This window comes from Streptomyces sp. NPDC032126, assembly GCF_055580085.1.
In genome coordinates, this window is sequence record NZ_JBVIMA010000001.1 from 1056810 (window position 1) to 1082219 (window position 25410).

The 25410-nt window shown below is 73.2% G+C and carries 24 protein-coding genes; 7 read left to right on the forward strand and 17 right to left on the reverse strand.

What is annotated here, in order from left to right; genetic code table 11:
• Positions 1–457 precede the first annotated feature (457 nt).
• The 10 genes from ACZ5NW_RS04400 to ACZ5NW_RS04445 form a co-directional block, all read right to left on the reverse strand.
• Entirely contained in the window at positions 458–1579 is a 1122-nt protein-coding gene (locus ACZ5NW_RS04400) for an NAD(P)-dependent alcohol dehydrogenase (protein ID WP_468742191.1), read from the reverse strand.
• Positions 1580–1603: 24 nt separating this feature from the next.
• Positions 1604–3163 (reverse strand): GMC family oxidoreductase N-terminal domain-containing protein, encoded by a 1560-nt coding sequence (locus ACZ5NW_RS04405; RefSeq protein ID WP_468742192.1) that lies wholly within the window; start codon positions 3161–3163, stop codon positions 1604–1606.
• Positions 3160–3705, reverse strand: a complete 546-nt coding sequence (locus tag ACZ5NW_RS04410) for a VOC family protein (protein WP_468742193.1) — start codon at positions 3703–3705, stop codon at positions 3160–3162. Before ACZ5NW_RS04410 ends, ACZ5NW_RS04405 begins: the two co-directional genes overlap by 4 nt.
• Entirely contained in the window at positions 3702–4118 is a 417-nt protein-coding gene (locus tag ACZ5NW_RS04415) for a hypothetical protein (protein WP_468742194.1), read from the reverse strand. The genes ACZ5NW_RS04410 and ACZ5NW_RS04415 overlap by 4 nt, the downstream gene beginning before the upstream one ends.
• Positions 4115–4855 carry a cupin domain-containing protein gene (locus ACZ5NW_RS04420; RefSeq protein ID WP_468742195.1) on the reverse strand — a complete coding sequence of 247 codons (741 nt, stop codon included), beginning with the start codon at positions 4853–4855 and terminating at the stop codon, positions 4115–4117. The genes ACZ5NW_RS04415 and ACZ5NW_RS04420 overlap by 4 nt, the downstream gene beginning before the upstream one ends.
• Entirely contained in the window at positions 4848–6059 is a 1212-nt protein-coding gene (locus ACZ5NW_RS04425; protein WP_468742196.1) for a sedoheptulose 7-phosphate cyclase, read from the reverse strand. The genes ACZ5NW_RS04420 and ACZ5NW_RS04425 overlap by 8 nt, the downstream gene beginning before the upstream one ends.
• Positions 6060–6103: 44 nt before the next feature.
• Complete coding sequence (locus tag ACZ5NW_RS04430; RefSeq protein ID WP_468742197.1) at positions 6104–7252, reverse strand: 3-dehydroquinate synthase family protein; 1149 nt, start codon at positions 7250–7252, stop codon at positions 6104–6106.
• A 182-nt stretch (positions 7253–7434) separates the two neighbouring features.
• Complete coding sequence (locus ACZ5NW_RS04435; protein ID WP_468742198.1) at positions 7435–8946, reverse strand: esterase/lipase family protein; 1512 nt, start codon at positions 8944–8946, stop codon at positions 7435–7437.
• A gap of 50 nt (positions 8947–8996) precedes the next feature.
• Positions 8997–9758: an AfsR/SARP family transcriptional regulator gene (locus ACZ5NW_RS04440; protein ID WP_468742199.1), complete on the reverse strand. Its 762-nt coding sequence runs from the start codon at positions 9756–9758 to the stop codon at positions 8997–8999.
• A 111-nt stretch (positions 9759–9869) separates the two neighbouring features.
• Positions 9870–10520, reverse strand: a complete 651-nt coding sequence (locus ACZ5NW_RS04445; RefSeq protein WP_468742200.1) for an FMN-dependent NADH-azoreductase — start codon at positions 10518–10520, stop codon at positions 9870–9872.
• A 122-nt stretch (positions 10521–10642) separates the two neighbouring features.
• Between ACZ5NW_RS04445 and ACZ5NW_RS04450 the strand changes: the two genes are divergently transcribed.
• On the forward strand, positions 10643–11014 hold the full coding sequence (locus ACZ5NW_RS04450; protein ID WP_468742201.1) for a winged helix-turn-helix transcriptional regulator: 372 nt from the start codon (positions 10643–10645) through the stop codon (positions 11012–11014).
• Here the strand turns inward: ACZ5NW_RS04450 and ACZ5NW_RS04455 are convergent.
• Complete coding sequence (locus tag ACZ5NW_RS04455; RefSeq protein ID WP_468742202.1) at positions 10941–12506, reverse strand: hypothetical protein; 1566 nt, start codon at positions 12504–12506, stop codon at positions 10941–10943. The two genes, ACZ5NW_RS04450 and ACZ5NW_RS04455, sit on opposite strands and share 74 nt — an antisense overlap.
• Positions 12507–12720: 214 nt before the next feature.
• Between ACZ5NW_RS04455 and ACZ5NW_RS04460 the strand changes: the two genes are divergently transcribed.
• Complete coding sequence (locus ACZ5NW_RS04460) at positions 12721–13116, forward strand: SseB family protein (RefSeq protein ID WP_468742203.1); 396 nt, start codon at positions 12721–12723, stop codon at positions 13114–13116.
• 52 nt (positions 13117–13168) lie between these two features.
• A complete protein-coding gene (locus ACZ5NW_RS04465) occupies positions 13169–14260 on the forward strand; it encodes a hypothetical protein (protein WP_468742204.1) in 1092 nt (363 codons plus the stop codon).
• A 39-nt stretch (positions 14261–14299) separates the two neighbouring features.
• On the opposite strand, the gene ACZ5NW_RS04470 is transcribed toward ACZ5NW_RS04465, so the two are convergent.
• From ACZ5NW_RS04470 to ACZ5NW_RS04495, 6 genes are all read right to left on the reverse strand, one after another.
• Entirely contained in the window at positions 14300–14716 is a 417-nt protein-coding gene (locus tag ACZ5NW_RS04470; RefSeq protein WP_468742205.1) for a MarR family winged helix-turn-helix transcriptional regulator, read from the reverse strand.
• 67 nt (positions 14717–14783) lie between these two features.
• Positions 14784–15134 (reverse strand): VOC family protein, encoded by a 351-nt coding sequence (locus tag ACZ5NW_RS04475; protein ID WP_468742206.1) that lies wholly within the window; start codon positions 15132–15134, stop codon positions 14784–14786.
• Between the two features lie 98 nt (positions 15135–15232).
• A complete protein-coding gene (locus tag ACZ5NW_RS04480) occupies positions 15233–16264 on the reverse strand; it encodes a LacI family DNA-binding transcriptional regulator (protein ID WP_468742207.1) in 1032 nt (343 codons plus the stop codon).
• Positions 16261–17172: a carbohydrate ABC transporter permease gene (locus ACZ5NW_RS04485; RefSeq protein WP_468742208.1), complete on the reverse strand. Its 912-nt coding sequence runs from the start codon at positions 17170–17172 to the stop codon at positions 16261–16263. The genes ACZ5NW_RS04480 and ACZ5NW_RS04485 overlap by 4 nt, the downstream gene beginning before the upstream one ends.
• The gene (locus tag ACZ5NW_RS04490) at positions 17169–18146 is read right to left on the reverse strand and encodes a carbohydrate ABC transporter permease (protein ID WP_468742209.1); all 978 of its coding nucleotides are present in this window, start codon (positions 18144–18146) and stop codon (positions 17169–17171) included. Before ACZ5NW_RS04490 ends, ACZ5NW_RS04485 begins: the two co-directional genes overlap by 4 nt.
• A complete protein-coding gene (locus tag ACZ5NW_RS04495) occupies positions 18143–19471 on the reverse strand; it encodes an ABC transporter substrate-binding protein (RefSeq protein WP_468742210.1) in 1329 nt (442 codons plus the stop codon). The genes ACZ5NW_RS04490 and ACZ5NW_RS04495 overlap by 4 nt, the downstream gene beginning before the upstream one ends.
• Positions 19472–19700: 229 nt before the next feature.
• On the opposite strand from ACZ5NW_RS04495, the gene ACZ5NW_RS04500 reads away from it, so the two are divergent.
• The 4 genes from ACZ5NW_RS04500 to ACZ5NW_RS04515 all read left to right on the forward strand — a co-directional run bounded on the left by ACZ5NW_RS04500 (position 19701) and on the right by ACZ5NW_RS04515 (position 25157).
• The gene (locus tag ACZ5NW_RS04500; protein WP_468742211.1) at positions 19701–21722 is read left to right on the forward strand and encodes a beta-galactosidase; all 2022 of its coding nucleotides are present in this window, start codon (positions 19701–19703) and stop codon (positions 21720–21722) included.
• Positions 21723–22023: 301 nt separating this feature from the next.
• Complete coding sequence (locus ACZ5NW_RS04505) at positions 22024–23592, forward strand: glycoside hydrolase family 53 protein (RefSeq protein ID WP_468742212.1); 1569 nt, start codon at positions 22024–22026, stop codon at positions 23590–23592.
• A gap of 170 nt (positions 23593–23762) precedes the next feature.
• On the forward strand, positions 23763–24050 hold the full coding sequence (locus ACZ5NW_RS04510; protein ID WP_468742213.1) for an ArsR family transcriptional regulator: 288 nt from the start codon (positions 23763–23765) through the stop codon (positions 24048–24050).
• A gap of 144 nt (positions 24051–24194) precedes the next feature.
• Complete coding sequence (locus ACZ5NW_RS04515; RefSeq protein ID WP_468742214.1) at positions 24195–25157, forward strand: SMP-30/gluconolactonase/LRE family protein; 963 nt, start codon at positions 24195–24197, stop codon at positions 25155–25157.
• The last annotated feature ends 253 nt before the right edge of the window (positions 25158–25410 follow it).

Sequence of the window (25410 nt, forward strand, 5' to 3'; positions counted from 1 at the left end):
TCGGGCGGTGTGCGGGGGTGCCCCGTAGACGCGGGGGCGGCGTGCGGGAGTCCCCAGGCCCGTGGACGGCATGCGGGAATCCCCCGTGGGCCCGGGGGTGGCGGGCCGGGTGCCCCGTAGGCCCGGGTGGCGGGCCGGGGTGCCCCGCAGGCCCCAGGGGCGGCGTGCGGGAGTCCCCAGGCCCGTGGACGGCATGCAGGAGTCCCCCGTAGGTCCGGGGGTGGCGGGCCGGGGTGCCCCGTAGACGCGGGGGTGGCGGGCCGGGGTGCCCCGCAGGCCCCGGGGGCGGCGTGCGGGAGTCCCCAGGGCCCGTGGACGGGGTGCGGAAGTCCCCCGTAGGTCCGGGGGCGGCGGGCTGGGGTGCCCCGTAGGCCCGGGGACGGCGGGCCGGGAACCTCGTGAGCCCGGGGAACGGCCTGCGGGAGTCCCCGTAGGCCCCGCGCCCCGCCCGCCCCCGTCACGGCAGTGTCAGTACCGCCTTGACCGCGTCGCCCCGGGTCGCCGCGTTCGCCGCTTCCTCGATCTCGGTGAACGGGAACTCCTTGACCAGGGTGTCGAGCGGCAGTCGCCCCGCCCGGTACAGATCGACCAGGGCCGGGACGAACACCCGCGGCACCACGTCCCCCTGGTTCACGCCGACCACCCGCGGCCCCCGGTCCAGCATGCCCGGCACGTCGAAGGACGCCTCCGTGCCGGCCGGTGGCGCCCCGACCACCCCGCACATCCCGCTCACGGCCAGCCCGTCCACGGCCTGCCGCAGCACCCTCGGCAGCCCGCTGGTCTCCAGCGCCCGGTCCGCCCCGCGCCCGCCCGTCAGATCCCGTACGGCGTCCAGGGCGTCGTCCTCCGCCGGGTTCACCGTGTCGGTCGCGCCGAGCCGGCGGGCCAGGGCGAGGCGGCGCGGATCCGGGTCCACGGCGATGACCCGGGTCGCCGCGGTCAGCCGGGCCGCCATGACCGCGGTCAGCCCCACCGACCCCGTCCCGTACACGGCGAGCGTGTGGCCGGCCTCCGGGCGCAGCACGTTGAGGACCGCGCCCGCGCCGGTCTGCATCCCGCAGCCCATCGGTGCCAGCACCCGGGGCGGCAGATCGGCGGGCACGGGCACGACCCCCCGCTCGCCCGTGAGGGCCAGCGTGGCGAAGGACGACTGGCCGAAGAAGTGCCCGTGCAGCGGGGCCTGGGCGTGGCGCCCGGTGCCGTGCAGCGTGGCGCTGCCGTCCAGGCGGGCGCCGCCGAACAGGTTCAGCGCGGGCCAGTGGACGCAGCGCACCGGGCGGCCCGTCAGACAGGCCGCGCAGCCGCCGCAGGAGGCGAAGCTCAGCACGACCGTGTCGCCGGGCGCGACGGACGCCACCGAGGGGCCGACGGCCTCGACGGTGCCCATGCCCTCGTGCCCCAGCACGGCGGGCACGGGGAACGGGGTGGCGCCCGCGCGGACGCTCAGGTCGGTGTGGCAGAGGCCGGCGGCCCGGATCCGGACCAGGACCTCGTCCGCGCGGGGCGTCTCGACGCGGATCTCCTCCAGCGCGAAGGCCCGGCCCCGGGCGCGGACCACGGCGGCGGTGGCGATGGGCATGGCAGGGCTCCCTCGGGGTGGTTCTCAGGGCAGCACGCCGCCCTCGCGCACGGTGCGCAGGGCCTGGGCGGCGATGGTCAGCGTCGGATTGACGGCCGCCGACGACGGGAAGAAGCCGCCGTCGACGACGAACAGGTTGGCCACCTCGTGGCTGCGGCAGTACGGATCGAGCACCGAGCGCGCCGGATCGTGCCCGGCGACCGTGGTGCCGCACTGGTGCCCGGTCGCCTCCACACCCATGCGCCGGGTGAACACCAGCGGATATCCGGCCCGCCGCATCATCCGGGCGGCGGCGCGCACCAGCCGCCGGTGGGCGAGGGTGTTGGTGGGCCGCCACCGCACGGTGACGTCGTCGGCGCCCGGCCCCGGCAGCACCCGGTTCTCGGGGTCGGGCAGGTCCTCCGACATCACCCACCAGTCCACGCTGCGCGCCGCCAGCGCGCCGAGCAGCCGCCGGGGCACCGGGCGTGCGGCGGCCGCCAGGCCGTCGGCGTGCACCTTGCCCATCAACTGGAGGTTGCCCAGCGGATGTTCGGTGTGCGGTCCGGGTCGATAGAAGTCGTTGACGGCCAGCGTCTTCTGGAAGGTCACCGGGTTGCGGCGGCGCGGGTCGACGGCCATGAGGACGCTGTTGTTGTGCATCATCAGGTTCCGGCCGACCAGTCCGCTGCCGTTGGCCAGCCCGTGCGGATGCGCGGTTCCGCCCGAACGCAGCAGCAGCAGCGCCGAGTTGACGGCTCCGCAGGACACCACCACCGTTCCGGCCCGCAGCCGCACCGCCCGCCCGTCGCGCACCGCGTCCACGCCCGTCACCCGGCGCCCGGAGACATCGGTGCGCAGCCGCACCGCTCGGGTGCCGGTGAGCAGCCGCACGTTCGGGGTGCGCAGGGCGGGCCGCAGCGCCCGGGTCTCCGCGTCGCTCTTCGCACCCACCCGGCAGGGGTAGGCGTCACAGGTCCCGCACCGCAGACAGGTGCCGTTCCCGCCCAGGTCGACGCCCAGCTCCACGGGGTACGGATGCAGCCCCTGCGCGGCGATCCGCTCGGCGAGTTCGCCGATCACCGGCTCGTGCGCGACGGGCGGCCACGGGTACGGGCCGCTGCGCGGCGGCTCCGTCGGATCCGCGCCGGCCGTGCCGTGCACCCGGTAGAGCCGCTCGGCCTCCGCGTAGTACGGCTCCAGGTCGGCGTAGTCGAACGGCCAGGCGGGCGAGGTCCCCTCGAGATGCGGCACGGCGTCGAAGTCGCCGGCCCGCAGCCGGGGCATGGCCGCGCCGAACACCTTGGTGGTGCCGCCGACGTAGTAGTGCGCGGACGGGGTGAACGGGCGGCCGTCGGCGGTGCGCCAGGTGCCCGCGTTGTGGTAGCGGCCCTCCCCGAACACCGCGCGCGGCGACCAGTTCTCCTCCTCGCGCGGCAGGAACCCGCCCCGCTCGACGACCAGCACGCGCGCCCCGGTGGAGGCCAGCGCCCAGGCCGTGGTGGCGCCCCCGGCGCCCGAACCGAGGACGAGGACGTCGGCGTCGTACGCGTCGAGCTCCGCGCGCACCACGGGCGGGGAACCGGGCCCCCAGACGCCGCTCATGAGATGCCTCCCGGGGGCGCGTAGAGCCGTACGTCGGTGGTGTCGTGGAAGGGCGGGCGGTCCGGGGTCTCGGCGAGCTCCAGATGCAGCCCGAACGGCGTGCGGACGTACACGAAGCGGGTGCCGGCGATCGGCCCGTCGGCGACCGTCTGCGGCTCGCCGAGCGCCTCGACACCGTCGTACGACGTCAGATGGCGCAGCGAGGCGTCCAGGTCACCGGTGCCCAGGGCCAGGTGGTGGCCGCCCCAGTCGCTGTTGCGCGGATAGCTGCGGCGCTGGTCCGGGGCGGTGTACTCGAACAGCTCGACATTGGTGACCGGGCCGAGGCGGAGCATCGCGATGTGCGCGACGGCGTCGGGGTGTACCCCCAGGTGCCGGGCCATCCAGGTGCCGCCGGGATCGGCGACCGGGCCGGTGCGGTAGGCGAGTCGGGCGCCGAGGACCTCGGTGAAGAAGTCCACGGCCCCGTCGAGATCGGGCACGGTGTACGCGACGTGATGCACGGCACCGACGCCGGGAACGCGCAGGGCGGGGGTCGTCATGAGGGCTCCTGGGAAGGGGTCGGAGGGAGGGTGCGGTGCGCTTTCGTGCTGGGGGTGCGCGGCGGCAGGGCGCGGGTGACGGCCGCCGGGCCCACCGTCAGGCAGAGCAGCCGGGCGCCGTGCCGGCCGGCGGTGAGGGTGGTGGCGCTGCCGTGCCGGGTGAGGACCAGGCCGCCGGCGGCGACCGGGACGGGGCGGCCGTCGGCGACCACCGTCCCGGCCAGCACGTACCAGGCGGCCTCGGTGCCGTCCCGGCCGGTGAGCGCCCAGCGCGTCCCGGGCGCGAGCCGCACCTCGTCGAACGCCTCGCACTCGCTGTGCAGCATCCCGCGCCGGGCCAGACAGCGCACCGAGGCGTGCTCGGCGCCCGGGCCCAACAGGGCTGCGGAGGCAGGGCCGTTGTGGACGATCACGACCGTCCCTCCTCGGGGAGCGGCACGTCGAGGACGGCGTGGAAGTACTCCAGGCCGCCGTCCCCGGCCCACAGCCGTACGGTGCCGCCCAGCGGCAGGGTCAGCGCGGTGCCACCCGCCAGCGGCACCTCGCGGTCGCCGGAGCGGGCCGTGCCGGTGCCGCTGAGCACGAACACGGTGTGCTCGGTGCCGTGGGCGGCGAGTTCGAGGCCGGCGTGCGGCGGCAGATCGGCGACGCGGAGGGTGCGCAGGGGGCCGGTGAGGACGGTGGAGGCGTCCAGGGGGCCGTGGTGGCGCAGGTCGCGGACGACCGTGCTGCGGTGGTGCGATGTCACGGGGTGCTCCTCGGGGGATGGTGCGGGGGAGGGCAACGGGCGGCCGCCGGCGGGCAGTTCGACGACCAGCCAGGACAGCGGACTCCGCCCGGTGTTGTGCAGGGCGTGGCGGGAGCCGAGGCCGGTCAGTACGGCGTCGCCCGCGCCGACCGCGTGCGGCCGGCCGTCGAGCCGGATCTCGCCGCGCCCGCTCAGCAGGAAGTACAGCTCCTCGGTGCGGGAGTGCAGATGCTCCCCGCTGATCCCGCCCGGCGGCAGCCAGGCCCACTCGACGGCCTCCCAGCCGCCGTGCAGGCCGGGCCGGCGGGCCAGGCAGGACCAGCGGGACAGCCCGTCGGAGTCGTGCACGCCGTGCACGTCGGCGGGGGTGTGCACATCGGCGACGACGAGTGCCTCACGCATGCCGACGCACCTCCTTCGGCCGGGCCAACTCGGCGGCGGCCGCAGCGATCTCACGGTCGGTCAGGTCGTTGACGAACACCGCGTCACCGATGCCGACGGGCAGCGGCAGCCGCTGCCTGCCGTCGCGGTGGCGCACGGTGTCGGCGAGCGCGGAGCACAGCAGCCCCGGCTCCAGCAGGGGGTGGTGGACGGGCAGCTCCAGGGCGCGCATCACATCGAGCACGGCCGCGCACTGACGGTCCGTCACCAGACCCCGGTGGCGGGCGATGACGGTGGTGAGCGCCATGTCGAGGTTGACGGCCTCGCCGTGCAGCAGCGCGGGCAGGGCGCGCATCTCCAGCGTGGGGCTGAAGGAGTGCCCGTAGTCCACGACCCGTTCCAGGCGGTGCTCCCACAGGTTGTCGTGGAGCTCCTCCAGCATCCCGTGCACGGCACGGGCCAGGACGTGGTGCGCGGTGGTGCCCAGCGGGCCCTCGGCCTGGAACCGCGCGTCGAGCAGCTGCCGCCCGCTGCCGGCCAGCAGATCGAACAGGTCGCGGTCCTTGATCAGGGCGATCTTCAGGATCTCCGCCAGTCCGTTGCCGATGTGCCGGCGGTCGAGGGTGGCGAGGAAACCGGGGTCGAGCAGGGTCTCCACGGCCGGGTGGTAGGTGCCGAGCCGGTTCTTGCCGTCGCCGAAGTTGACGCCGGTCTTGGCGCCCACACCGGCGTCCACCAGGCCGATCAGCGTGGTGGGCACCCGGACGTAGGGGGTGCTGCGCCGGTACAGGCTGCACGCGAGCCCGACGACGTCCAGGAGCACCCCGCCGCCGACGGCGACCACCGGCTCGCGCCGGCGGTCCAGGCCGAAGCGGTCCATCGCGGCCACGACCGAGTACACCGAGTCCATCGTCTTCAGCCGCTCGTGGGCGGGCAGCACGTGCACCGTGTACGCGTCGTGGCCCGCGCCGTCGCAGTAGGCGCGCAGGGCGTCGCCGTAGAGCCGGTCGACCTGCTCCTCGACGACCAGCAGCCGCCGGGCCGGGACGGGCGCGGAGTCCGGGACGCCGGCGTGGGCGAGGGCCGGGTCGGCCGGGTCCAGCAGGCCGGGTGCGAAGCGGACCCGGTAGCTGACCGGCTTGGCGGTGGCCACGGTCCAGCTGCGGGCGGGACCCGGTCCTTCGGTGGTGACGAGGCCGTGGGTGGTGGGGGGCGGGAAGGGCATGGTGGGTTCCTTTGCGGGATCGGATGCCGGTGAGGCGCAGGAGGTCAAGCGGCCGTCGGCACGGGCGCCAGGGCCGCCGGGGTGGTGGCCGGTTCGATGGCTTCGAGGGCCGCCGCGAGGACGTCGTGGTCGACCTCGGTCAGGAGGCGGCCACGCGTCGCGTGGGGCCGCCCGAGACCGTCGAGCAGGACCATGCGGACGGGGCCGGAGTGCGGGGCGGGCAGGGTGCCCGGTGCCCCGCCGCCCCGCCGCAGCGCCGCGGCCACCTGGGCGGCGGTCAGCGGCGCGGGCAGCACGCTCGGGGCTCCCCACCGCTCCAGCAGGTCGCGGTGGGCCTGCTCGTCGGCCGGGCTCAGCAGCCCCAGCAGGACGCCCACCCGGGCGGCGACCAGGAGCCCGAGGGCCGTGGCGTCGCCCCGGCGCAGGCGGTGCGGGCCCCGCGCGGTGAGGGACAGCAGTGCCGTCTCGACCGTGCGGCCGTACCGGAAGGCCAGCGCGGGGCCCCGCTCCAGCGGGTCGTACGCCATGAGGGTGGCGCGGATCTCCGCCGCGAGGGCGACCGCGCGGGCCAGAAGCCCGGGGTCGTGCCCCGTGCGGTCCGGGCGCAGCAGCGGGCCGACGGAGTCCCGGAAGGCGGGGCTGACGGCGAGCACGTCGCGCACCAACGGGGCGAGCCCCGCCCGCAGTTCACCCGGCGGCAGCGTGCGCAGCAGATCCACCTGGGCCCACACGAGGGCGGGTACGAAGCCCGGCGCCTGGGGGTGGGCGGCGCTGAGCGCGGTGTCCGTCATCGCGCGCGGGGTGGTGGGCGCGACGATCAGCCGTGAACCGTGACCGGCGCGGTGGCCGTGCGCGGCGAGCCCGGCCCCGTACGCGACGGTCCGGCTGCCGCCGAGCGCGACCACCAGCTCGCCCGGTGCGGGCGCCCGCCGGTCCGCCGGGTCCGGGGTGCCGGACGGGACGCTCAGTCGGCGCACCGGCGCGAGCGGGGTCAGCCGGCCGGTGACGTCGGCGATGTGCTCCTCGGGCAGTCCGGCCGGGGTCACCAGCAGGAACGCCTCCGGCGCGAGGTCGGCCGCGGCCCGCGTCAGAGCGCGCCGGCCGTCGTCGCCGGCGCGGATCAGCACCGGACGACGGATGCCGCCGGCCACGACCGCGCGGTCGAGGGAAGGGGTGGGAAGCGTGGACGCCATGAGAGGACCTCTGAGGAGTGGTCTGCGAAACCTGCTCCTCAAAGGTCGGCCGCCCGATGTCCCGGGGGCCTGAGGCCACCGCCCTGTCACGGCCCCGGCCGGACCCCTAGGGGTGACGGGACAGTTGCCCCGTCACCGTCCTGACCGCCGCCTCCCGCCCACCCCGCCCTCTGGCGGGTGCGTCACTCCCACGGCGTCACGGTGAGCCGGATGCGCGCGTCCTCGCCCAGGATGCGGGCGGCCCCGTGCGGCAGTGGGATGTCGCAGGCCCAGATGCCCGGGGCGGGGTTCTCGTCGCTGAGGGCGGTGCCGCCCTTGGGGTGGTAGTCGCTGATCGGGGTGTCGATCCTGGAGTTCCACTCGGCGGAGATCGCGGGCAGCGGGCCCGAGGGGTCGTCGGCCAGGTCGACGACGAGGATGTCGTCGAAGTCCGCCGTCTGCTCCAGATGGTCGCCGAAGCTCAGCAGCCCTTCGTGCCGGCGCAGCGACAGGACGCGCAGATGCAGGGCGTAGCGCAGGAAGTCGGAGCCTGCGGGGCGCTGGCGGCCACTCAGGAAGGTGGTCACCAGCGGCACCGCCCCGTCCGCCCCGCCGGCCCCGTCGTGGAGCTGGATCGGGCACCACTGGGCGCTCTTCCGCTCGTACGTCACGATCTGCAGACCGCGCACCGACAGCACGACCTCCGCCTGCCAGGTGGTGTCGGCCCGGTCGGGCAGGGTGTGGCCGACGAGGGCGGCCTCCACCTTGCGGTCGCCGAACAGGAACCGCCGCAGATTCTGGTAGCCCTCCTCGGAGTTGACGAGCCCGTAGCGCCCGCTGTGACTGCGGTGCACATACGCCCGGTGCGCGCCGGGGACGTACGCGTTGTCGATCTGCACCAGGCCGTCGCTGCGCGGTCCGACGGCGGTGGCGGACAGTCCGAGCGCCACGTCGTAGTCGGCCGGGTCGGTGCCGATCAGGCAGAAGACGCGGCCGAGCGGGAAGGCGAAGGGCCGCTCCGGGGGCATCGTGCGGGCGTCCCAGCTGCGTCCCGGGCCGTCGTGGTCGAGGAGGGTCTTCGGGGTGAGGTACTCGTACATCCGCTCCCGGCCGAAGATCTCCGCGCCGGCGACGCCGGTGAGGTCGCGCAGCCGCTCCAGCAGGCCGAAGCCCACGTCGAAGGCGATACCGCCGTGCGGGGTGCCGTAGGTGAAGAACTTGCCGACGCAGTCGGCGGGTTCACGGCCGAGGTCGGGCAGGATCTTCTGGATCAGGCACCGGCACACCAGACCGCCCATGGAGTGCGCGACCAGGTGGACGTGCTGCGCCCCGGACTTCTCCCGCAGGGTGTCGATCAGCCGCAGCAGGTCCTCGGCGGCCGACTCCAGCCGGAACTCCCTCGGCTTGGCTCCCCACGTGGTGGACGAGACGTCGTAGAAGCGGTGGATCCAGACGCTGCGCCGGGGGATGGTGGCGTTGCGGGCGAGATACTGCTCCTGGCCGCCGTCGACGAGGATCTGGTACTCCTCGTCGAGGTGGAGCCGGAGCAGCGGGCTCTCGAACTGGTAGAAGTACGGCTCGTTCCCCGGCCCGACGCGCATGTGCGTGGACCCCTCGTTGAAGCCGTAGAAGGGGTCCGTCACGGCCTTGTCGATGCCGGAGGTGTCCCCCGCGAACCCGCGGACGTAGACGATCGGCGACTCCTCGGATGCCATGGTGGTCCTCCCGGATCGGGCAGCCCATCACCGACGCTACGGGCCCCGCGTCAGCCCGCCGTCATCCGGCCGTCATCCGCCCCGGCGACCGCGATCCCGTGACCGGCCAGCAGACGCGCGAAGCACGGGGACGGATCGACTCCCAGCTCCGTGCGCAGCAGCCGCCGGAACGCGTGATAGTGCCGCACCGCCTCGCTGAGGTTGCCCTCCGCGAGATGCGCCGCCACGACGGCCCGGTGCCCGCTCTCCCGCAGCGGCTCCGCGCGCACCCCGGCCCAGGCCGCCTCCAGGGCCAGCGCCGGACGGCCCTGCCGTACGAGGTCCTCGGCCAGCGCGTCCAGGGCGTGCAGCCGCAGCTGGCGCAGGCGTTCGCGTTCCAGCAGCACCCAGTCCTCGTCCCAGCCGGGCAGCAGGTCCTCCCCGCCGAGCAGCAGCGGCGGCGGCGTGTCGTACGCCGGACCGCGTCCTCGTACGACGCCGAGCGCGGTCTCGGTGAAGGCGTGCACGTCGACGCGCAGCGCCGGGGCGGCCACCAGGTCCTCCCCGGCGCACCGCAGCAGGGGACCGTCGTCGCGGGGCAGTTTCCACAAGGCGGTGCGCAGACTGCCCCGGGCGTGCTCCTCGGTGGCGTCCGGCCACAGCGTGCCGGCGAGGACCGTGCGGGAGACCTGGCCGCGCAGTCCCACGAACGCCAGCAGCCGCTGGCCGTTGCGGCCCAGTTCGACGGGCCCGGTCCCGTAGTCCAGCCGGAACCGGCCGAGCAGCCGCAGTCGGGGAGGACGGGACACCACCACCGTGATCGCCTCGCTCACCAGCCGGGTCGCCCTCAGTGTCGGCCGGTGCGCGGGGCGCTGCAACTCCGTGCCGCGTCCGGCCGCCCGGCCGCGCGAGCCGGGGCGCCGGGGGGCAGGCGGCGAGGGGGGTCAGGCGGCGAGGCGCTGCACCAGTTCCTTCGCCTTGACCGACGCGTCGTGCAGGGCGCGCTCGCGGGAGGCCTCGTAGAGCGGGACCAGTTCGGCCATCGCCGGGTTGTGCGGGGCCATCGTGAGCTCCGGGACGATGAAGTCGACGTCCATGCGGAGGGCGTCGCCGAGGAGGGCCTTCAGGTAGGTCTGGACGTACTCGAAGGGCTCGCGCGGGGTGCCCGGGGCGTAGGAGCCGCCGCGGCTGGCGACCACCGTGACCGGGATGCCCTTCACGGAGGGGTTCTCGCCGGCGGTGCGGCCCATCAGGATCACGTTGTCCAGCCAGGCCTTGAGGGTCGAGGGGATCGAGTAGTTGTACATCGGCGCGCCGATCAGCACGGCGTCCGCCCGCTCCAGCTCCTCGATCAGCCGTACGCGCGCGGCGAAGGCCTCGGCCTGGGCGGCGGTGTGGTCCGCGGGGGCGGAGAAGCCGGCGAGGTGCGCGTCGGCCGTGAGGTGCGGGACGGGGTCGGTGGCCAGGTCGCGGTAGACGACCGTGCCGCCGGGGTGCTGCTCCTCCCAGGTCCGGCGGAAGGTCTCCGTCACGGCGCGGGAGGCCGACCTCTCGCCGGAGAAGACGGACGAGTCGATGTGCAGCAGCGTGGCCATGGGTGTCTCCAGAAGGGGGTGGGACCGGGCGGACGCCCGGGCTGAACTTTCGTACACAGCTATATCTAACACAGGGGCTTACTTTTTTTCATCCCCCTACGGCGGAGTAGTACCCTGAACCCATGGCGGTGGAGCAGGTACACGACGCGGGGGCGTGCAAGAAGGTGGACGGCGGCATCACCCTCGTCTTCCAGCTGCTGGGCAAGCGCTGGAACGGGCCGATCCTGGCCGTGCTGATGGGCCAACCCGTCCACTTCGCCGATCTGCGCCGGGCCATCCCCGGCATCAGCGAGCGCATGCTCTCCGACCGCCTCGCCGAACTCGGCGCCGCCGGGCTCGTCCTGCGCGAGGTCGACGAGGGGCCGCCGCTGCGGGTCGCCTACCGCCTCACGGAATCCGGCGCCGCGCTGGAACCCGCCCTCAACGCACTGGCGGAGTGGGCGAAGGAGCACCTGTCCGAGGTGCGCCCGTGCCGGGCCGCCGCGACGCAGTGACCGGGCCGACATAGGCGTACAGCCGCCCGTCGAGGCGGACCTCCTGCCACGCGCGCGCGTACGGCGGCGGGCGCAGTGCCTCGGTGGTCAGGAAAGCGACCGGCATCCGGTCGGCCGTCCGGGTGAGGGCGGCGGCCGTGGTGTTGCCGTCGTGCCCGCCGGTGTGGGCGGAGGCGCAGCCGGCGTAGAAGGCGATCGGCACCGTGGGCGCGTGGGCGGCGTGGCCGGTGAGCACACACGGCGGGCGTACGCCGTGCCGGTGCAGGTCGGCCGCGACGCGCGCCCACTCCTGGTGGGAGGCCGTCGTCCGCCGCACGGTGTGCCACAGCACCGCGGACTGCACCGCCAGATGCCCCACCAGGCCCATCGCCAGCGCCGTGACCGCCATCGGACGCCAGGCCCCGCGCGCCCCCGTGACCAGGAACGACACGGCGGCGGCGACCGGGATCGCCAGCAGGGCGTAGGCGGGGAGCAGGAAGCGCGGCGCGGCGTAGCCGATCAGGAAGAGGTACGGCACGGCCGCCGTCGCCGCGCAGGCGAGCGGCAGCACGGTCGGCCCGGCGCGCCGCTGCCGTACCGCCGGCACCAGGGCGAGCAGCGCGAACAGCGGCAGGGCGAACCACCACACGAGCACCGGCGCCCCGGGCATCGCGCCGGTGCAGGGGCGGCACAGGGTGCGGCCGCCGAGGCTGCGCAGCTGGTCGTCGATCGCCAGCTGCCAGCCCAGCCCGCCCTGGATGCGGGAGGCGTCGGACAGGCGTTGGCCCAGGCCGCCGTAGGCGGTGTACGCCTCGATCACCCAGTCGGCCGCCCCGGCCGCCAGCCCCGCCAGGAGCGCGGCGAGCAGGGGCAGGGACCGCCATCGCGGCACGGCGACCAGCGCGATCAGCAGCGGCAGGCTCACCCAGACCGCGTCGGCCGGCCGCATGAGCGCCATCAGCGCGGCGCTCGCCGCGATCCCCCAGGCCGGGGCGCGCGGGAGACGGGCCGGCCGGTCAGGGTCCCGTGGACCGCGATCCCGTTGGGCACGCAAGAAGCAGCCGACGGCCGTGAGGGCGCCGACGGCCACCCAGAGATTGGGCATGGCCTGGGGGCCGTAGAAGAGCGTCACCCACAGGGAGGCGAACACGGCGCCGCCGCCCGCCACCACCCGCGCCGGGAACAGCCCGCGCCAGGCGCGCAGGGCGAGGTAGAGGCCGAGGCCGGACAGGACCGCGAGATAGACCCGCAGCAGCGGCGTGGACGACGACCAGGCGGCGATGGGTGCCACCAGCAGCGTGACCCCGCGGGCGCGCGGGGCGCTGAAGAAGGCCGCCGGGGCGTGGTCGCTGACCTGGCTGACGTACACCGTCTCGTCCCAGCCGAGGCCCATCCCGGGCCGCACCAGGGCGAGTTGGGCCAGCGTGAACCCACCCGCGACGGCCGTCGCCCAGAGGTCGTCGCGACGGCCCCGGACCCCGGGGGTGGCGGCCGGCCGCACGGATTCGGCCATCGGCCACTCTCACCCCCAGCACGGGTGGGCTGTGTCGCCCCGGAACGGACAGCGTCAACCTAACCCGGGCACAACGGGCGCGCAGCTCGGTGGGAGCGGGCCCCGCAAACGGGGGATTACGGCCCTCCGCTTCGGGTACGCGAGGCCCGAGTGGACCCGGGCGGAGCGCTTCCGGGCCGGGACGTAGGAGAACGCCGACGTCAGGGGACCCGTCATGAACACTTCCGCCCGCGACGACACCAACCCGGCCCGCCGGGCGCTGGACGCGCTGGCCAGGGACGCGGAGGACGGCACCGCGCTGGACACCCTCGCGCACAGCGAGGTCCTGGTGCCGGTGCCCGACGACACCTCCGACGAGGACGCCGCCGACCCGTCCTCCGTCGCCCTGCCCGTCCTGGAACAGCCCGGCGGCGCCCCCGTCGTACCGGTCTTCACCTCCGAGCTGGAGATGTCCGAGCTGCTGCCGTACATCTCGCGCTACCGCCTCGTCCCGCTGGGCGCCCTCGCCGCTCAGTGGCCGGAGGGCGATCTCTCCCTCACCATCGACCCCGCCGGCGACCACGGCCTGACCCTCAGCTCGGAGGGAGTGCGCACCTTGCTGGCCCGCTGAGCGCTGGTCCGGCTGAGTCGGGTCCGCCCGGCGCAGCCCGCAGAATGACCGCATGACGTGGATCCCCGGCGTGATCGGCGGGCTCGTGCTCGCCGTGGTCCTCAGCAGCATTCTGCGCACCCTCGTGGTGCCCCGCGGCCTGTACTCGGCCGTGGTGTTCCGGCTGTGGTGGACCCTGCGCCGACTGCTCCGCCTCACCGCGCCGAGGGGCGGCTACGAGGCCACCGACCGCGCCCAGACCTGGCTCGCCCCGCTGATGCTGATCGGCATGCTCGCGACCTGGCTGGGCGGTGCCTTCCTCGGCTTCGCGCTGCTCCAGTACGCGCTGTCCCCGCTGTCGGTCACCGCGGCCTTCCGCGAGGCGGGCTCCAGCCTGTTCACCCTCGGTTTCGCCAGCGGCGACCGGCTGCGCCTGTCCGCGCTCGACTTCGTCGCGGCGGCCACCGGCCCCGTCGTCATCGCGCTCCAGATCGCCTACCTGCCCACCCTGTACGCCGCCTACAACCGCCGTGAGCTGGAGGTGACCCTGCTGCAGTCCCGGGCCGGCGAGCCCGCCTGGGGGCCGGAGATCCTCGCCCGGCAGTGGCTGGTCGACACCGAGACCGCGCTGCCCGAGCTGTACCGCTCCTGGGAGCGGCTCGCCGCGGACATGGGCGAGAGCCATGCCACCTACCCGGTGCTGCTGGCGTTCCGCTCGCCCCGCCCCCACCGCAGCTGGCTGGTCGGCCTGACCGCGGTGATGGACGCGGCGGCCCTCCAGCTCGCGCTGACGCCGCGCACCGCCCCGCCGGAGGCCCGGCTGGTGCTGCGCGCGGGGTTCATGGCGCTGCGCGACATCGCCCGCTCGGTGCGGCTGCCCTTCGACCCCGACCCCCACCCGGACGCACCGGTCCGCCTCACCTTCGTGGAGTTCGAGGCGGCCGTGGCGATGCTGGAGGCGTCGGGCTTCCTGGCGGAACGCTCCGCCGGGGAGGCCTGGCCGCACTTCCGTGGCTGGCGGGTCAACTACGAGACGGTCGCCCAGGAGCTGTGCCGCCGCTGCGACGCCGTACCGGCGCTGTGGACCGGGCCGCGGGACTTCGACTCACCGCAGATCCCGCCGCGGCGCCCGGTGGACCGGCGGCCCGGCGAGGACCGCCGCTGACCGGCTACGACGCCCCGGCGAGGACCGCCGCTGGGCGGTCTACGACCCCCCGGCGGCCGGCGCCGCGCGCTCGGCCAGCATCCGCTCCAGCACGGCCCGCTGGAGCGGGAGCACCTCGCTGTGCAGGTCGCGGCCCTTGCGGGTGAGCGCGACCCACACCCCGCGCCGGTCCTCCACGCACACCGAGCGCTCGACCAGGCCCTCCTTCTCCAGCCGGCCGATCAGCCGGGAGAGCGCGCTCTGGCTGAGATGCACCCGTCCGACGAGGTTCTGCACCCGGCAGTGCTCGCCCTCGCGGGGTGTCTCCGAGGCGAGGATGTCGAGCACCTCGAAGTCGCTCGCCCCGAGGCCGTGCGGGTGCAGCGCGCGGTCGATCTCGCACATCGTGCGCGCGTGCACCGACAGGATGTCCCGCCACCGGTCCTCAAGGCCGGCCGCGGCCGTGTTCGCTCCCATACACCCGAAGGTAACACCGTCCCGGCCAATTGTTTCCTGTGCAACTAGTGCGGGGCGCAGGCGCCGCTTAGGAGGGGTCCTGGAGCAGTCCCACCAGGTTGCCGTCGGGGTCCTTCACGGAGGCGATCAGCCGGCCGTTGCCGACGTCGCGCACGTCCTGGACCACCTCCGCCCCCGCCTCCACCAGGGCCGCGAGGCGGGTCCGCAGATCGGTGACGTGCCAGAACGGCACCGGCCCGGTCAGGCCCTGGGCGTGCCCGTTCGGGTCGAGGCCGATGTCCTGGCCGGCGGCCTTGAAGCCGACGTAGTAGGGCTCGTCGGCGTACGGCTCGACCTCCAGCAGGGTGCTGAACAGCGCCTTCGCCCGGGCGATGTCCTTGACGGGGTAGATGATCGTCTGAAGTCCGGTGGTGGTCACGGCGGACCCTCCTCGCTGTGCGTGGACCGACGGGATTTCGTCGGTGGTTACACGCTAAGGAGGGGGAGGGGGGTGCCGCTTCTCCGATCCTGACCGACTCAGGTCGAGTCCCGCTTCACCAGTTCCGTCGGCAGGATCACCGCCGCCGGGTCCTCGCCGCCGATCTGCGCCAGCAGCACCCGCACCATCTCGGCGCTGATGCGGTCGTAGGGCTGACGGATCGTGGTGAGGGCCGGGGACGCCTCGACCGCCGCGACGGAGTCGTCGAAGCCGCCCACCGACACGTCCTCGGGGACCCGGCGGCCCGCCCTGCGCAACGCCACCAGGGCGCCCTGCGCCATCAGGTCGGAGGCCACGAACACGGCGTCCATGTCCGGGGCCTGGGCCAGGAGCCGTTCGGCGCCCGCCTCGCCGCTGGCGCGGCTGTAGTCACCGGAGACGATGAGCCGTTCGTCGATCTCGACACCCGCGTCGGCGAGCACCTCCTTGTAGCCGGCGAGACGGTCCACACCGCCGGGGGTGTCCAGCGGTCCGCTCACCATGCCGATGCGGCGGCGGCCCAGCGACAGCAGGTGGCGCACCATGTCCCGGGCGCCGTCCCGGTCGTCGGCCGCCACATAGCTCACCTTGGCGCCCGGCCCCATGGGCTTGCCGCACTGGACGAGGGGCACCCCGGCCTGGCGCAGCTCCTCCGCGACCGGGTCGCCGGAGTGGCTGGAGACCAGCAGCACCCCGTCCACGTGACCGGCGGTGATGTACCGCGTTATGCGCCGCCGTTCGTCCTTGGTGCCCGCCAGCATCAGCAGCAGCGGGATGTCGTGCGCGGCCAGCGCCTGGGTGCAACCGCTGAGCAGGACGTTGAAATTGGGGTCCTCGAAGAACCGCTCCTGGGGCTCCGTGAGCAGAAAGCCCACGGAGTCGGAGCGGCCGGTGATCAGCGAGCGGGCGTGCCGGTTGACGACGTAACCCGTCTTGCGGATCGCCGCGTTGACCGCCTCCTGGGCGGCGGGGGAGACGTAGTGGCCGCCGTTGAGGACCCGCGAGACGGTGCCCCGGGAGACACCGGCCTCACGCGCCACGTCGTGGATCGTGGGCGGTCTGCGCCTGCCCCCCGATGTGCTCATGGTCATGACTTTACGGCTCCGGACAGCAGATCCAGGCTCCAGAACCGCTGAATGACGAGGAACAGCGCCACCAGCGGCAGGACCGCGAGGAAGGCGCCGGTGATCACCAGGGTGTACAGCGCCGGGGTGTTGGAGCCCTGCTGGAGGAGCGTGAACAGACCCACGGTCACGGGGAACTTCTCGTCGTCGCTGAGCATGATGTACGGCAGCAGGAAGTTGTTCCAGACGGCCACGAACTGGAACAGGAACACCGTGACCAGGCCCGGGACCATCATGGGCAGCGCGATCCGGGTGAAGATCCGCCACTCGCCCGCCCCGTCCATCCGGCCGGCCTCCACCACGTCGGCCGGGACGGCGGCGGCGGTGTAGACACGGGCCAGATAGACGCCGTACGGCGAGAGGATCTGCGGCAGCAGAACGGACCAGTAGGAGTCGGTGAAGTCCGCCTGCGCGATCAGTAGATACTGCGGGATGGCGAGAATGATCGGTGGCATCAGCACGCCGGCGAGCAGGATGTTGAAGATCGCCTCGCGGCCCCGGAAGCGGTACGTCGCCAGGGCGTAGCCGCTGACCGCCGACACGCAGGTCGACAGCAGGGCGCCGAGTCCGGCGTAGAGGGCGGAGTTGCCCATCCACTTCCAGTAGACGCCGTCGCGGTAGGCGTTGAGATCCTTGATGTTGTCGGCGAAGCCCGAACCCGGCAGGAACGTGAACGTCGAGAACAGCTCGCGGCCCGACTTGGTGGACGCGATCACCACCCAGGCCACGGGCAGCAGGCAGTAGATCGCGCCCAGCAGCAGCGTCACCGTCGGGACCAGGGAGATCCGGCGGCGCAGCGGCGGACGGCCCTGCGCCGTGCCGGTGCCGGTGGCGCCGGCCGCCGACGGGGCCTTGTGGACGGCAAGAGTGCTCATCGGGATGCCTCCTGCGTGGTGCGGCGGTTCGCGACCCGCAGGAAGCCGAAGGACAGCACCAGCGTGACGATCGCGATGATCACTGCCTCGGCGGCGGCCGCGTAGATGTCCCCCGTGCCGAAGGCGTCGCGGTACACCTTCATCAGCGGACTCCAGGTCGTGGACACGGAGTTGGTGAGGGGTTTGAGCGTCGTCGGCTCGCTGAACACCTGGAGCGTGGCGATGATCGAGAAGAAGAAGGTCAGCACCAGCGAGGGCGCCACCATCGGGATCTTGATCCGCAGGGCGATCTGCAGCGGGGTGGCGCCGTCCAGCTTCGCCGCCTCGTACACCTCGGCCGGGATCGCCTGGAGCGAGGTGTAGATGACGATCATGTTGAAGCCGGTGCCGCCCCAGACCGCGATGTTCGACAGGGCGAGATACAGCGGACCACCGTCCAGCAGATCCGGCTGCGGCAGGCCCAGCTTCTCCAGCACGTAGTAGAAGGGGCTGACGTCCGGCAGGTACAGGAAGCCCCACAGCAGGGCGGCCACCACGCCGGGGATGGCGTACGGCAGGAAGATCGCCAGCCGGGTGAAGGGGGCGAGCCTGACCCTGTCGGAGTCGAGCATCAGGGCGAACAGCAGGGCCAGGCCCAGCATGACCGGGACGACGAGGCAGCCGTAGCCGAACACCCGCAGCGCGCCGTCGGCCAGCTCGCTGTCGGTGAGGGCGTCGGTGTAGTTCTCCAGGCCGGCCCAGACCTCCTTGCGGGCGCCGGAGCCCAGGCCGAGGCCCGAGACCTTCACCTTGTGGAAGCTGAGCCAGACCGCGTAGCCGATGGGCAGCGCGAAGAACAGGGCGAAGAGGACGGTTCCGGGGAGGAGGAAGAAGTAGGGCGCGCTGCGCGCTCGTGTGCGGGTGGTGCCGGGAGACGGGTGGGCGTACGGGGCCCCCTCGACCCCGTACGACCTCCGGCGTGCCGCGGCTTTCACTCGGAGACCTCGAAGCCCTGCTTCTTCAGGTCGGCGACCGTGTCGGACTGCATCTTGTCCAGGGCGGCACCGAAGTCGGACTTGTTCTTCGCGGCGGCGCCGAACGCGTCCTTGAAGGACGTGTAGGCCACGTTCACGTTCGGGCCCCAAGCCGAGGGCGCCGTCGTCTTCGCGATCTTCGCGGCGGTGGTGTAGAAGTCCGGCTGGTTGGAGAAGAAGGCCGGCGGGGTGGTGAAGGCGCCGCTGAGCTGGGCAGACGTGGAGGCCGGGTAGATGCCGGCCTCCTTGGCCAGTGCGTTGAGGGCCTCGCCGTCGGTGTTCAGCCAGGCGGCGAACTTCGCGGCGGCCTCCTTGTGCCGGGAGTCCGTGGTCACGGCGGTGGACGAGCCGCCCCAGCTGCCGGTGACGTTGTCGCTCTTGTTCCACTGGGGGAGCGGGGCCATGGCCCACTTGCCCTTGGTGGACGGCGCCGCCGTGGTCAGGGTGCCGGGCGCCCACACGGCGGAGACCCAGGCTATCTGCCGGCCGGTGTCGATGGCCTTGTTCCAGGCCGGGGTGTACATCGGCTGGTTGTCGATGGCGCCCTCCTTGACGAGGCCGCCCCAGAAGTCGGCGACCTTTCGGGTGGCCGCGTCGTCGATGCCGACCTTCCACTTGTCGCCGGAGGTGGTCCACCACCGGGCGCCGGCCTGCTGGGCCAGGCCCGCGAAGAGACCGGAGTCGTTGGCGGAGAAGGTGGTCAGGTCGGTGTCCGGTGCCTTCTTCTTCAGCGCGCGGGCGGTCTGGGCGAACTCGTCCCAGGTCGTGGGGACCGTCAGGCCGTACTTCTGGAAGAGGTCCTGGCGGTAGTAGAACATCATCGGGCCGATGTCCTGCGGGACCGCGTAGACGGCGTCGGTGCCGAGCGTCGTCTGCTGCCACACACCGTCGGCGAACTTGCTCTTCGCGTCGCCGATGTTCTTGGCGATGTCCGCCAGCGCGTCATTGCTGACCAGGGTCGGCAGCGCCTGGTACTCCGCCTGGACCAGGTCGGGCGCCTTGCCGGCCTTGTGCGCCGTGAGGATCTTGGTGACCAGGTCGTCGCCGCCGGCCTGCTTCTTCGCCGTGACGGTGATCTGGTCCTTCTTGCCCGGGCCCTTGTTCCACAGGTCGACGACCTTGTCCATGCCGGGCGTCCACGTCCAGTACGTGAGCGAGACAGGGCCGGACTCGGCCGAGCTGTCGTCGTCGGACGAGCCGCAGGCGGCGAGGGCGGTGGCACCGAGGGACACGGCGACGGCGAGGGCCGTGACTCTCGGGAGCCGGCGGCGCTGCGTGTTGGGCATGGATCTCTCCCCTGACCTGGGCCCCCGCCCGCTGCGGGGACCTGCCATGCGAACCACAGAGGCGGGGTCCCACGCGTCGCGAGGATCTGCCAAGCTCTCTGTGAGCGTTCACAGTAGAGAAACATCCCGGACACTTGTCAATGGTTGTTGCTGTGCGGTTATGTTGGGCTCGCACCGCCGCCGCTGTGTGTGAACGTTCCCAAATGATCGATTCAACGGGAGAAGATCCATGCCGGAGACCAGCCCCAAGGGCCTCACCAGGCTCGCCTTCGGTGGGGACTACAACCCGGAGCAATGGCCGGAAAGCGTCTGGCACGAGGACGTCCGGCTCATGCGGGAGGCCGGCGTCACCCTGGTGAGCGTCGGCATCTTCTCCTGGGCCCTGCTGGAGCCCTCGCCCGGTGTGTACGACTTCGGCTGGCTCGACCGGGTCATCGGCCTGCTGCACGGCCACGGCATCCGCGTCGACCTCGGCACCCCCACCGTGGCGCCGCCCGTCTGGTTCTACCGCGCCCACCCCGACGCCCTGCCCGTCACACCCCAGGGCCTGCGCTACGAGTTCGGCTCCCGCGCCGCGATCTGCCACAGCAACGCCGACTACCGCGCGGCCGCCGCCAACATCACCACGCGACTCGCGGAGCGCTACGGCGACCACCCGGCCCTCGCGATGTGGCACGTGCACAACGAGTACGGCGTCCCCGTCTCCGCCTGCTACTGCGACTCCTGCGCCGCCCACTTCCGCCGCTGGCTGGAGACGACGTACGGCACGGTCGACGCGGTCAACGAGGCGTGGGGCACCGCCTTCTGGGGCCAGCGCTACGGCGGCTTCGAGGACATCAACCCGCCGCGCGCCACCCCGACCGTCGGCAACCCGGGCCAGGCCCTGGACTACCGCCGCTTCGCCGACGCCACCATGCGCGAGAACTTCGTCAGGGAGCGGGACATCCTGCACCGCCGCTCGCCCGGCGTCCCGGTCACGACGAACTTCATGACCGCCCTCAGCCAGTGCGACTCCGTCGACTACTGGGCCTGGGGCCGCGAGGTCGACATCGTCACCAACGACCACTACCTGATCACCGACGGCCGGCGCACCCACGTCAACCTCGCCATGGCCGCCGACCTCACGCGCTCGGTGGCCGGGGGAGCGCCCTGGCTGCTCCTGGAGCACTCCACCTCGGGCGTCAACTGGCAGCGGCGCAACCCCGCCAAGGCCCCCGGCCAGATGGCCCGCAACTCCCTCGGCCACGTCGCCCGCGGCTCCGAGGGCGCCATGTTCTTCCAGTGGCGCCAGTCCCGGCGCGGCGCCGAGAAGTTCCACTCCGCGATGGTCCCGCACGGCGGCACCGACACGCGCGTGTGGCGCGAGGTCGTCGAGCTGGGCGCCGCCCTCGACTCGCTGGCCGCCCTCCGCGGCACCCGCACCGAAACCGATGTCGCCGTGCTGTGGGACTGGCACTCCTGGTGGGCGCAGAACCTCGCCTGGCGCCCCAGCGAGGACGCCGACCCGCGCGAACGCGCCGACGCCTTCTACGAGACCCTCTACGACCGTCACCTCACCGTCGACTTCGCCCACCCCGAGTCGGACCTGTCGCGCTACCCGCTGGTCGTCGTGCCCGCCCTGTACCTGATGACGGAAGCGGCCGGGAACAACCTGCGGGAGTACGTCGAGAACGGCGGCACCCTCGTCGTGTCGTACTTCTCGGGCATCGTCGACGAGCACGACGCCGTCCACGAGGGCGCCCACCCGGGTCCGCTGCGCGATGTCCTGGGGCTGACCGTCGAGGAGTTCTCGCCGCTTCTCCAGGGCGAGTCCGTGCGCGTCACCGGCCCCGACGGCTCCGAGCTGAGCGGCGACGTATGGACGGAGTTCGTGGTGCCGCGCGGCGCCGAGACCGTCTGGACGTACGCGGACGGCCTCGCCGCGGGCCACCCGGCCGTCACCCGGCACCGCCTCGGTCAGGGCACCGCCTGGTACGTCTCCACCCGCCTCGGTGCCGAGGGCCTGGACGCGCTTATCGACCGGGCCGCAGAGGACGCGCGGCTCGCCCCGCGCACCGACCTGCCCCGCGACGTCGAGGTCGTGCGCCGCTCCGGCGAGACCGGCACGTACCTCTTCGCCATCAACCACACCGGCACCGACGCCAAGGTGCCGCTGGACTCGCCCGGCACCGAGCTGCTGACGGGCGAACGCGCCGCCGGCCGCCTCGCGGTCCCGGCGGGGGCCGTCCGGGTCGTCCGACTCGACGGCTAGGGCGCTTCTTTCGGCTCCTGCCGGGGTCGCCCTTCGCATCTTGCCGGGGTCGCGGGATGGGAAGAGGCCCTGGGGACCGCGACTGCGGCGAGGCCGGAAGCGACGTCCTGAAACCGACTCCCCCTCCGCCCGTGGAGCCGCGAGCCGCGGGCGGAGGGGGTCCCTCACCCCACGAGGGACACCACCCGGTCCCTCACCTACGAGGGGCCACCGCCGGGCCCCTCATCCCCGAGGGAATCACCCGGGCCCCACCTCCCGAGGGGGTCCCCATCCCCTCACGTCGAAGGGACGACGGACGACGATGTTCCATCCCAGACGCACCCTCAAGGCCCTGCTGCCGCCGCTCGCCGCGGGGCTCGCCCTCACCGCCCTGCCCGCGCAGACCGCGCAGGCCGCCGCCACGCTCACCAACGGCGGCTTCGAGTCCGACGGCACCGGCACCGCCACCCCCACCGGTTGGTCGACCTACTCCGCCGCCGGCCAGAACGCCGCCTCCTTCACCGAGGCCGGCGGCCACGGCGGCAGCTACCGCCTGACCCACTGGTCGTCCTCCGCGTACAAGGTGGAGACCTACCAGTACCTCTCCGGGCTGACCAACGGGAACTACACGCTCACCGCGTGGGTCCGCTCCGGCGGCGGCCAGAACTCCGCCTACATAGCCCTCAAGAACTGCGGCGGCACCGAACGGCGCACCGACCTGCCGATCTCGGCGAGCGGCTGGATCCGTGTCGTCGTGCCGGTCAACGTGACCAACAACCAGTGCACGATCAGCATCAACAGTGACGCCAACGCGGGCAACTGGATCAATGTCGACGACCTGACCTTCACGTCCGGCACCACCGGTACCTCGATCCACGGTGCCGACATCTCCTCCCTCGCCAAGAGCGAGGCCAAGGGGGGCGTCTACAGGACCGGTTCGGGCACCACCGGCGACGCCGTCACCATCCTCAAGAACGCGGGCATGAACTACGCGCGCCTGAAGGTGTGGGGCAACCCGGCCGACGGCTACAACACCAAGACCCAGGTGCTGGCCATGGCCAAGCGCGTCAAGGCCGCCGGCATGAAGCTCCTGGTCGACTTCCACTACTCGGACACCTGGGCCGACCCGGGCGCCCAGTCCAAGCCGTCCGCGTGGTCCGGCCACAGCTACAGCCAGCTCAAGACGGACGTGTACAACCACACGTACGACGTGTTGAACGCCTTGAAGGCGCAGGGCACCACCGCCGACATGGTCCAGGTGGGCAATGAGATCAACGGCGGCATGCTGTGGAACGAGGGATCGACCTCCAACTGGTCGCAGCTCGCCGGACTGCTCAACAGTGGATACGACGCAGTCAAGGCGGTCAACTCGTCCACCACCGTCGCCCTGCACCTCGCCAAGGGCGGTGATCTGTCCGGCACACGCGCGTGGTTCGACAGCGCGGTGGCCAACGGAGTGAGGTTCGACGCGATCGGCCTGTCGTACTACGGCTACTGGCACGGCTCGCTCCACGACTTCCAGACCACCCTGGACGACGCGGCCTCCCGTTACGGCAAGCCCGTGTTCGTCGCCGAGACGGCCTACCCCTTCCGTCTCGACAGCGACGACTCGCTCGTCAACCAGATCGACACCACCGGCGAGCTGGTCTCCGGCTACCCCGCCACCGTCGCCGGCCAGACCAAGTGGATGAACGACGTGGCGAGCATCGTGGAGGCCGTCCCGAACGGCCGGGGGCTCGGCGTCTTCTACTGGGAGGCCACCTGGACCGCGGTCACCGGCAACGGCTGGGACCCGACCGACGCCGCGTCCGGCAACGGCTGGGAGAACCAGGCGCTGTTCGGCTTCGACGACAAGGCGCTGACGTCCATGTCCTGGTTCACCCACCGGTGACCGGCGACGGCCGACGCGGCGATCGCGTCGGCCGTCGGACAACGCCCCCTTCCCGTAAGGGCGTTCGGTCCCGGCCAAGGAGCGGGGAGTCCGGGACACGGGGGCCTCTCCTGCGGAAGAGTGGGAAGAAGCGGTACGAGGACCCCGACGGAGGGGACGGAGGGGGCGCGATGCTGAGAACTCCCGTCGGCGAGCGGCGTCTGGCCATCCTGGAGTGGCTGAAGGACCCGGCCCGTCACTTCCCGCCGCAGCGGCACGGTGATCCGGTCGAGGACGGCGTCACGGCCGGCGCCGTCGCCGCCAAGCTCGGCGTCCACCGCCGCGTCGCCGACACCCATCTCGCCCTGCTCGCCGACCTCGGACTGCTGCGCACCCGCCGCATCCGCCGCCGCACCTACTACCGCCGCGACGAGATGCGCATCGCCGAGGTCGCCCGGATGTTCGAGAAGGGCTGGTAGGGGGAGGCGCCAGGGCCTGGTCGGGCGGGTGGGAGCGGCAGGCGAACCGTTTCCGGAAAAATCCTGCAAAGCCCTGGCAGAGGTCGCCGGGGCGCATCGACCGGCTGGGACGATGGCCGCCTGCCGACAGGAAGGCCAGACGCCGTGGACCGTCGTACGCCTCTCGTCCCGCTCCGGTACGTCACTCTCCCCGACCGCGGCCCCGAGGACGTCGTCGCCGATCCGAGAGGACGAGTCCTGACGGGCGTGTCGGACGGGCGGATCCTGCGCGTCGACGGCCTCGACGACCCGGCCTCGGCCCGGGTGGAGTGCGTCGGGGAGATCGGCGGCCGTCCACTCGGCCTCGAACTCCTCCCCGACGGCGATCTGTTGGTCTGCGACGCGTACGGTGGCCTGCTGCGGCTCGACCCGGACACCGGGCGGGTGCGGGTGCTCGCCGACGAGGCGGCGGGGGAGCCGCTGCGGTTCACCAGTAACGCCGTCGCCCTGCCCGACGGCACGATCTGGTTCACCGTCTCCAACCGCGTCCACTCCCTACGTGACTGGCGGGGCGATCTCGTCGAACACACCGGCACCGGCCGTCTGCTGCGGCTCGGGCCCGATGACAAGGAGCCCGAAGTCGCCCTGGAGGGACTGCAGTTCGCCAACGGGCTGGCCCTCGGCGGCGACCGCTCCTTCCTGATCGTCGCCGAGACCGGCGCGCGCCGGCTGATCCGCTACTGGCTCACCGGGCCCCGTGCCGGACTGAGCGAGCCCCTCGTCGAGAACCTCCCGGGCTATCCCGACAACCTGTGGCGGGCCGGACCCGACGCGCCCGTCTGGGTCGCCCTGGCCGCCCCGCGACTGCCCCCGCTGGACCTCCTCCACCGGGCGAGCCCCGCGGTCCGCCATGCCGCGGCCCGCGTCGCCCTGCGCGTCCCGTACCGCCCGTCGGGCACGATCGGGGTCCTGGCGATCGACGACACCGGCCGCACCCTCCACCACCTCACCCGCCGCCACTCCGGCTACCGCATGACCACCAGCGTCTGCGCGACCCAGGACCACCTGATCCTCGGCAGCCTCCACGAACGAGGCATCGCCCTCTACGAGCCCCCGCACCCCACCTGACGCGAGGAGCCGCCCGGAGGCACCAGCCGCCCGCGACCCGCCGAGCGCGGGGCTGCCCGATACGGGGCGGTGTGTCGCGCGGGGCGTGGGGTGTGTGCCGGGCGTGTGCTGCGCGGGGCGTGCGGTGTGTGCCGGGCGGTGTGTCGCGCGGGGCGTGCGGTATGTGCGGGGCGTGTGCCGCGCGAAGCGTGCAGTGTGTGCCGGGGGGCGTGCGGCGGGCGGTCCGGACCCGGCGTGCCGGACGCCGACGCGT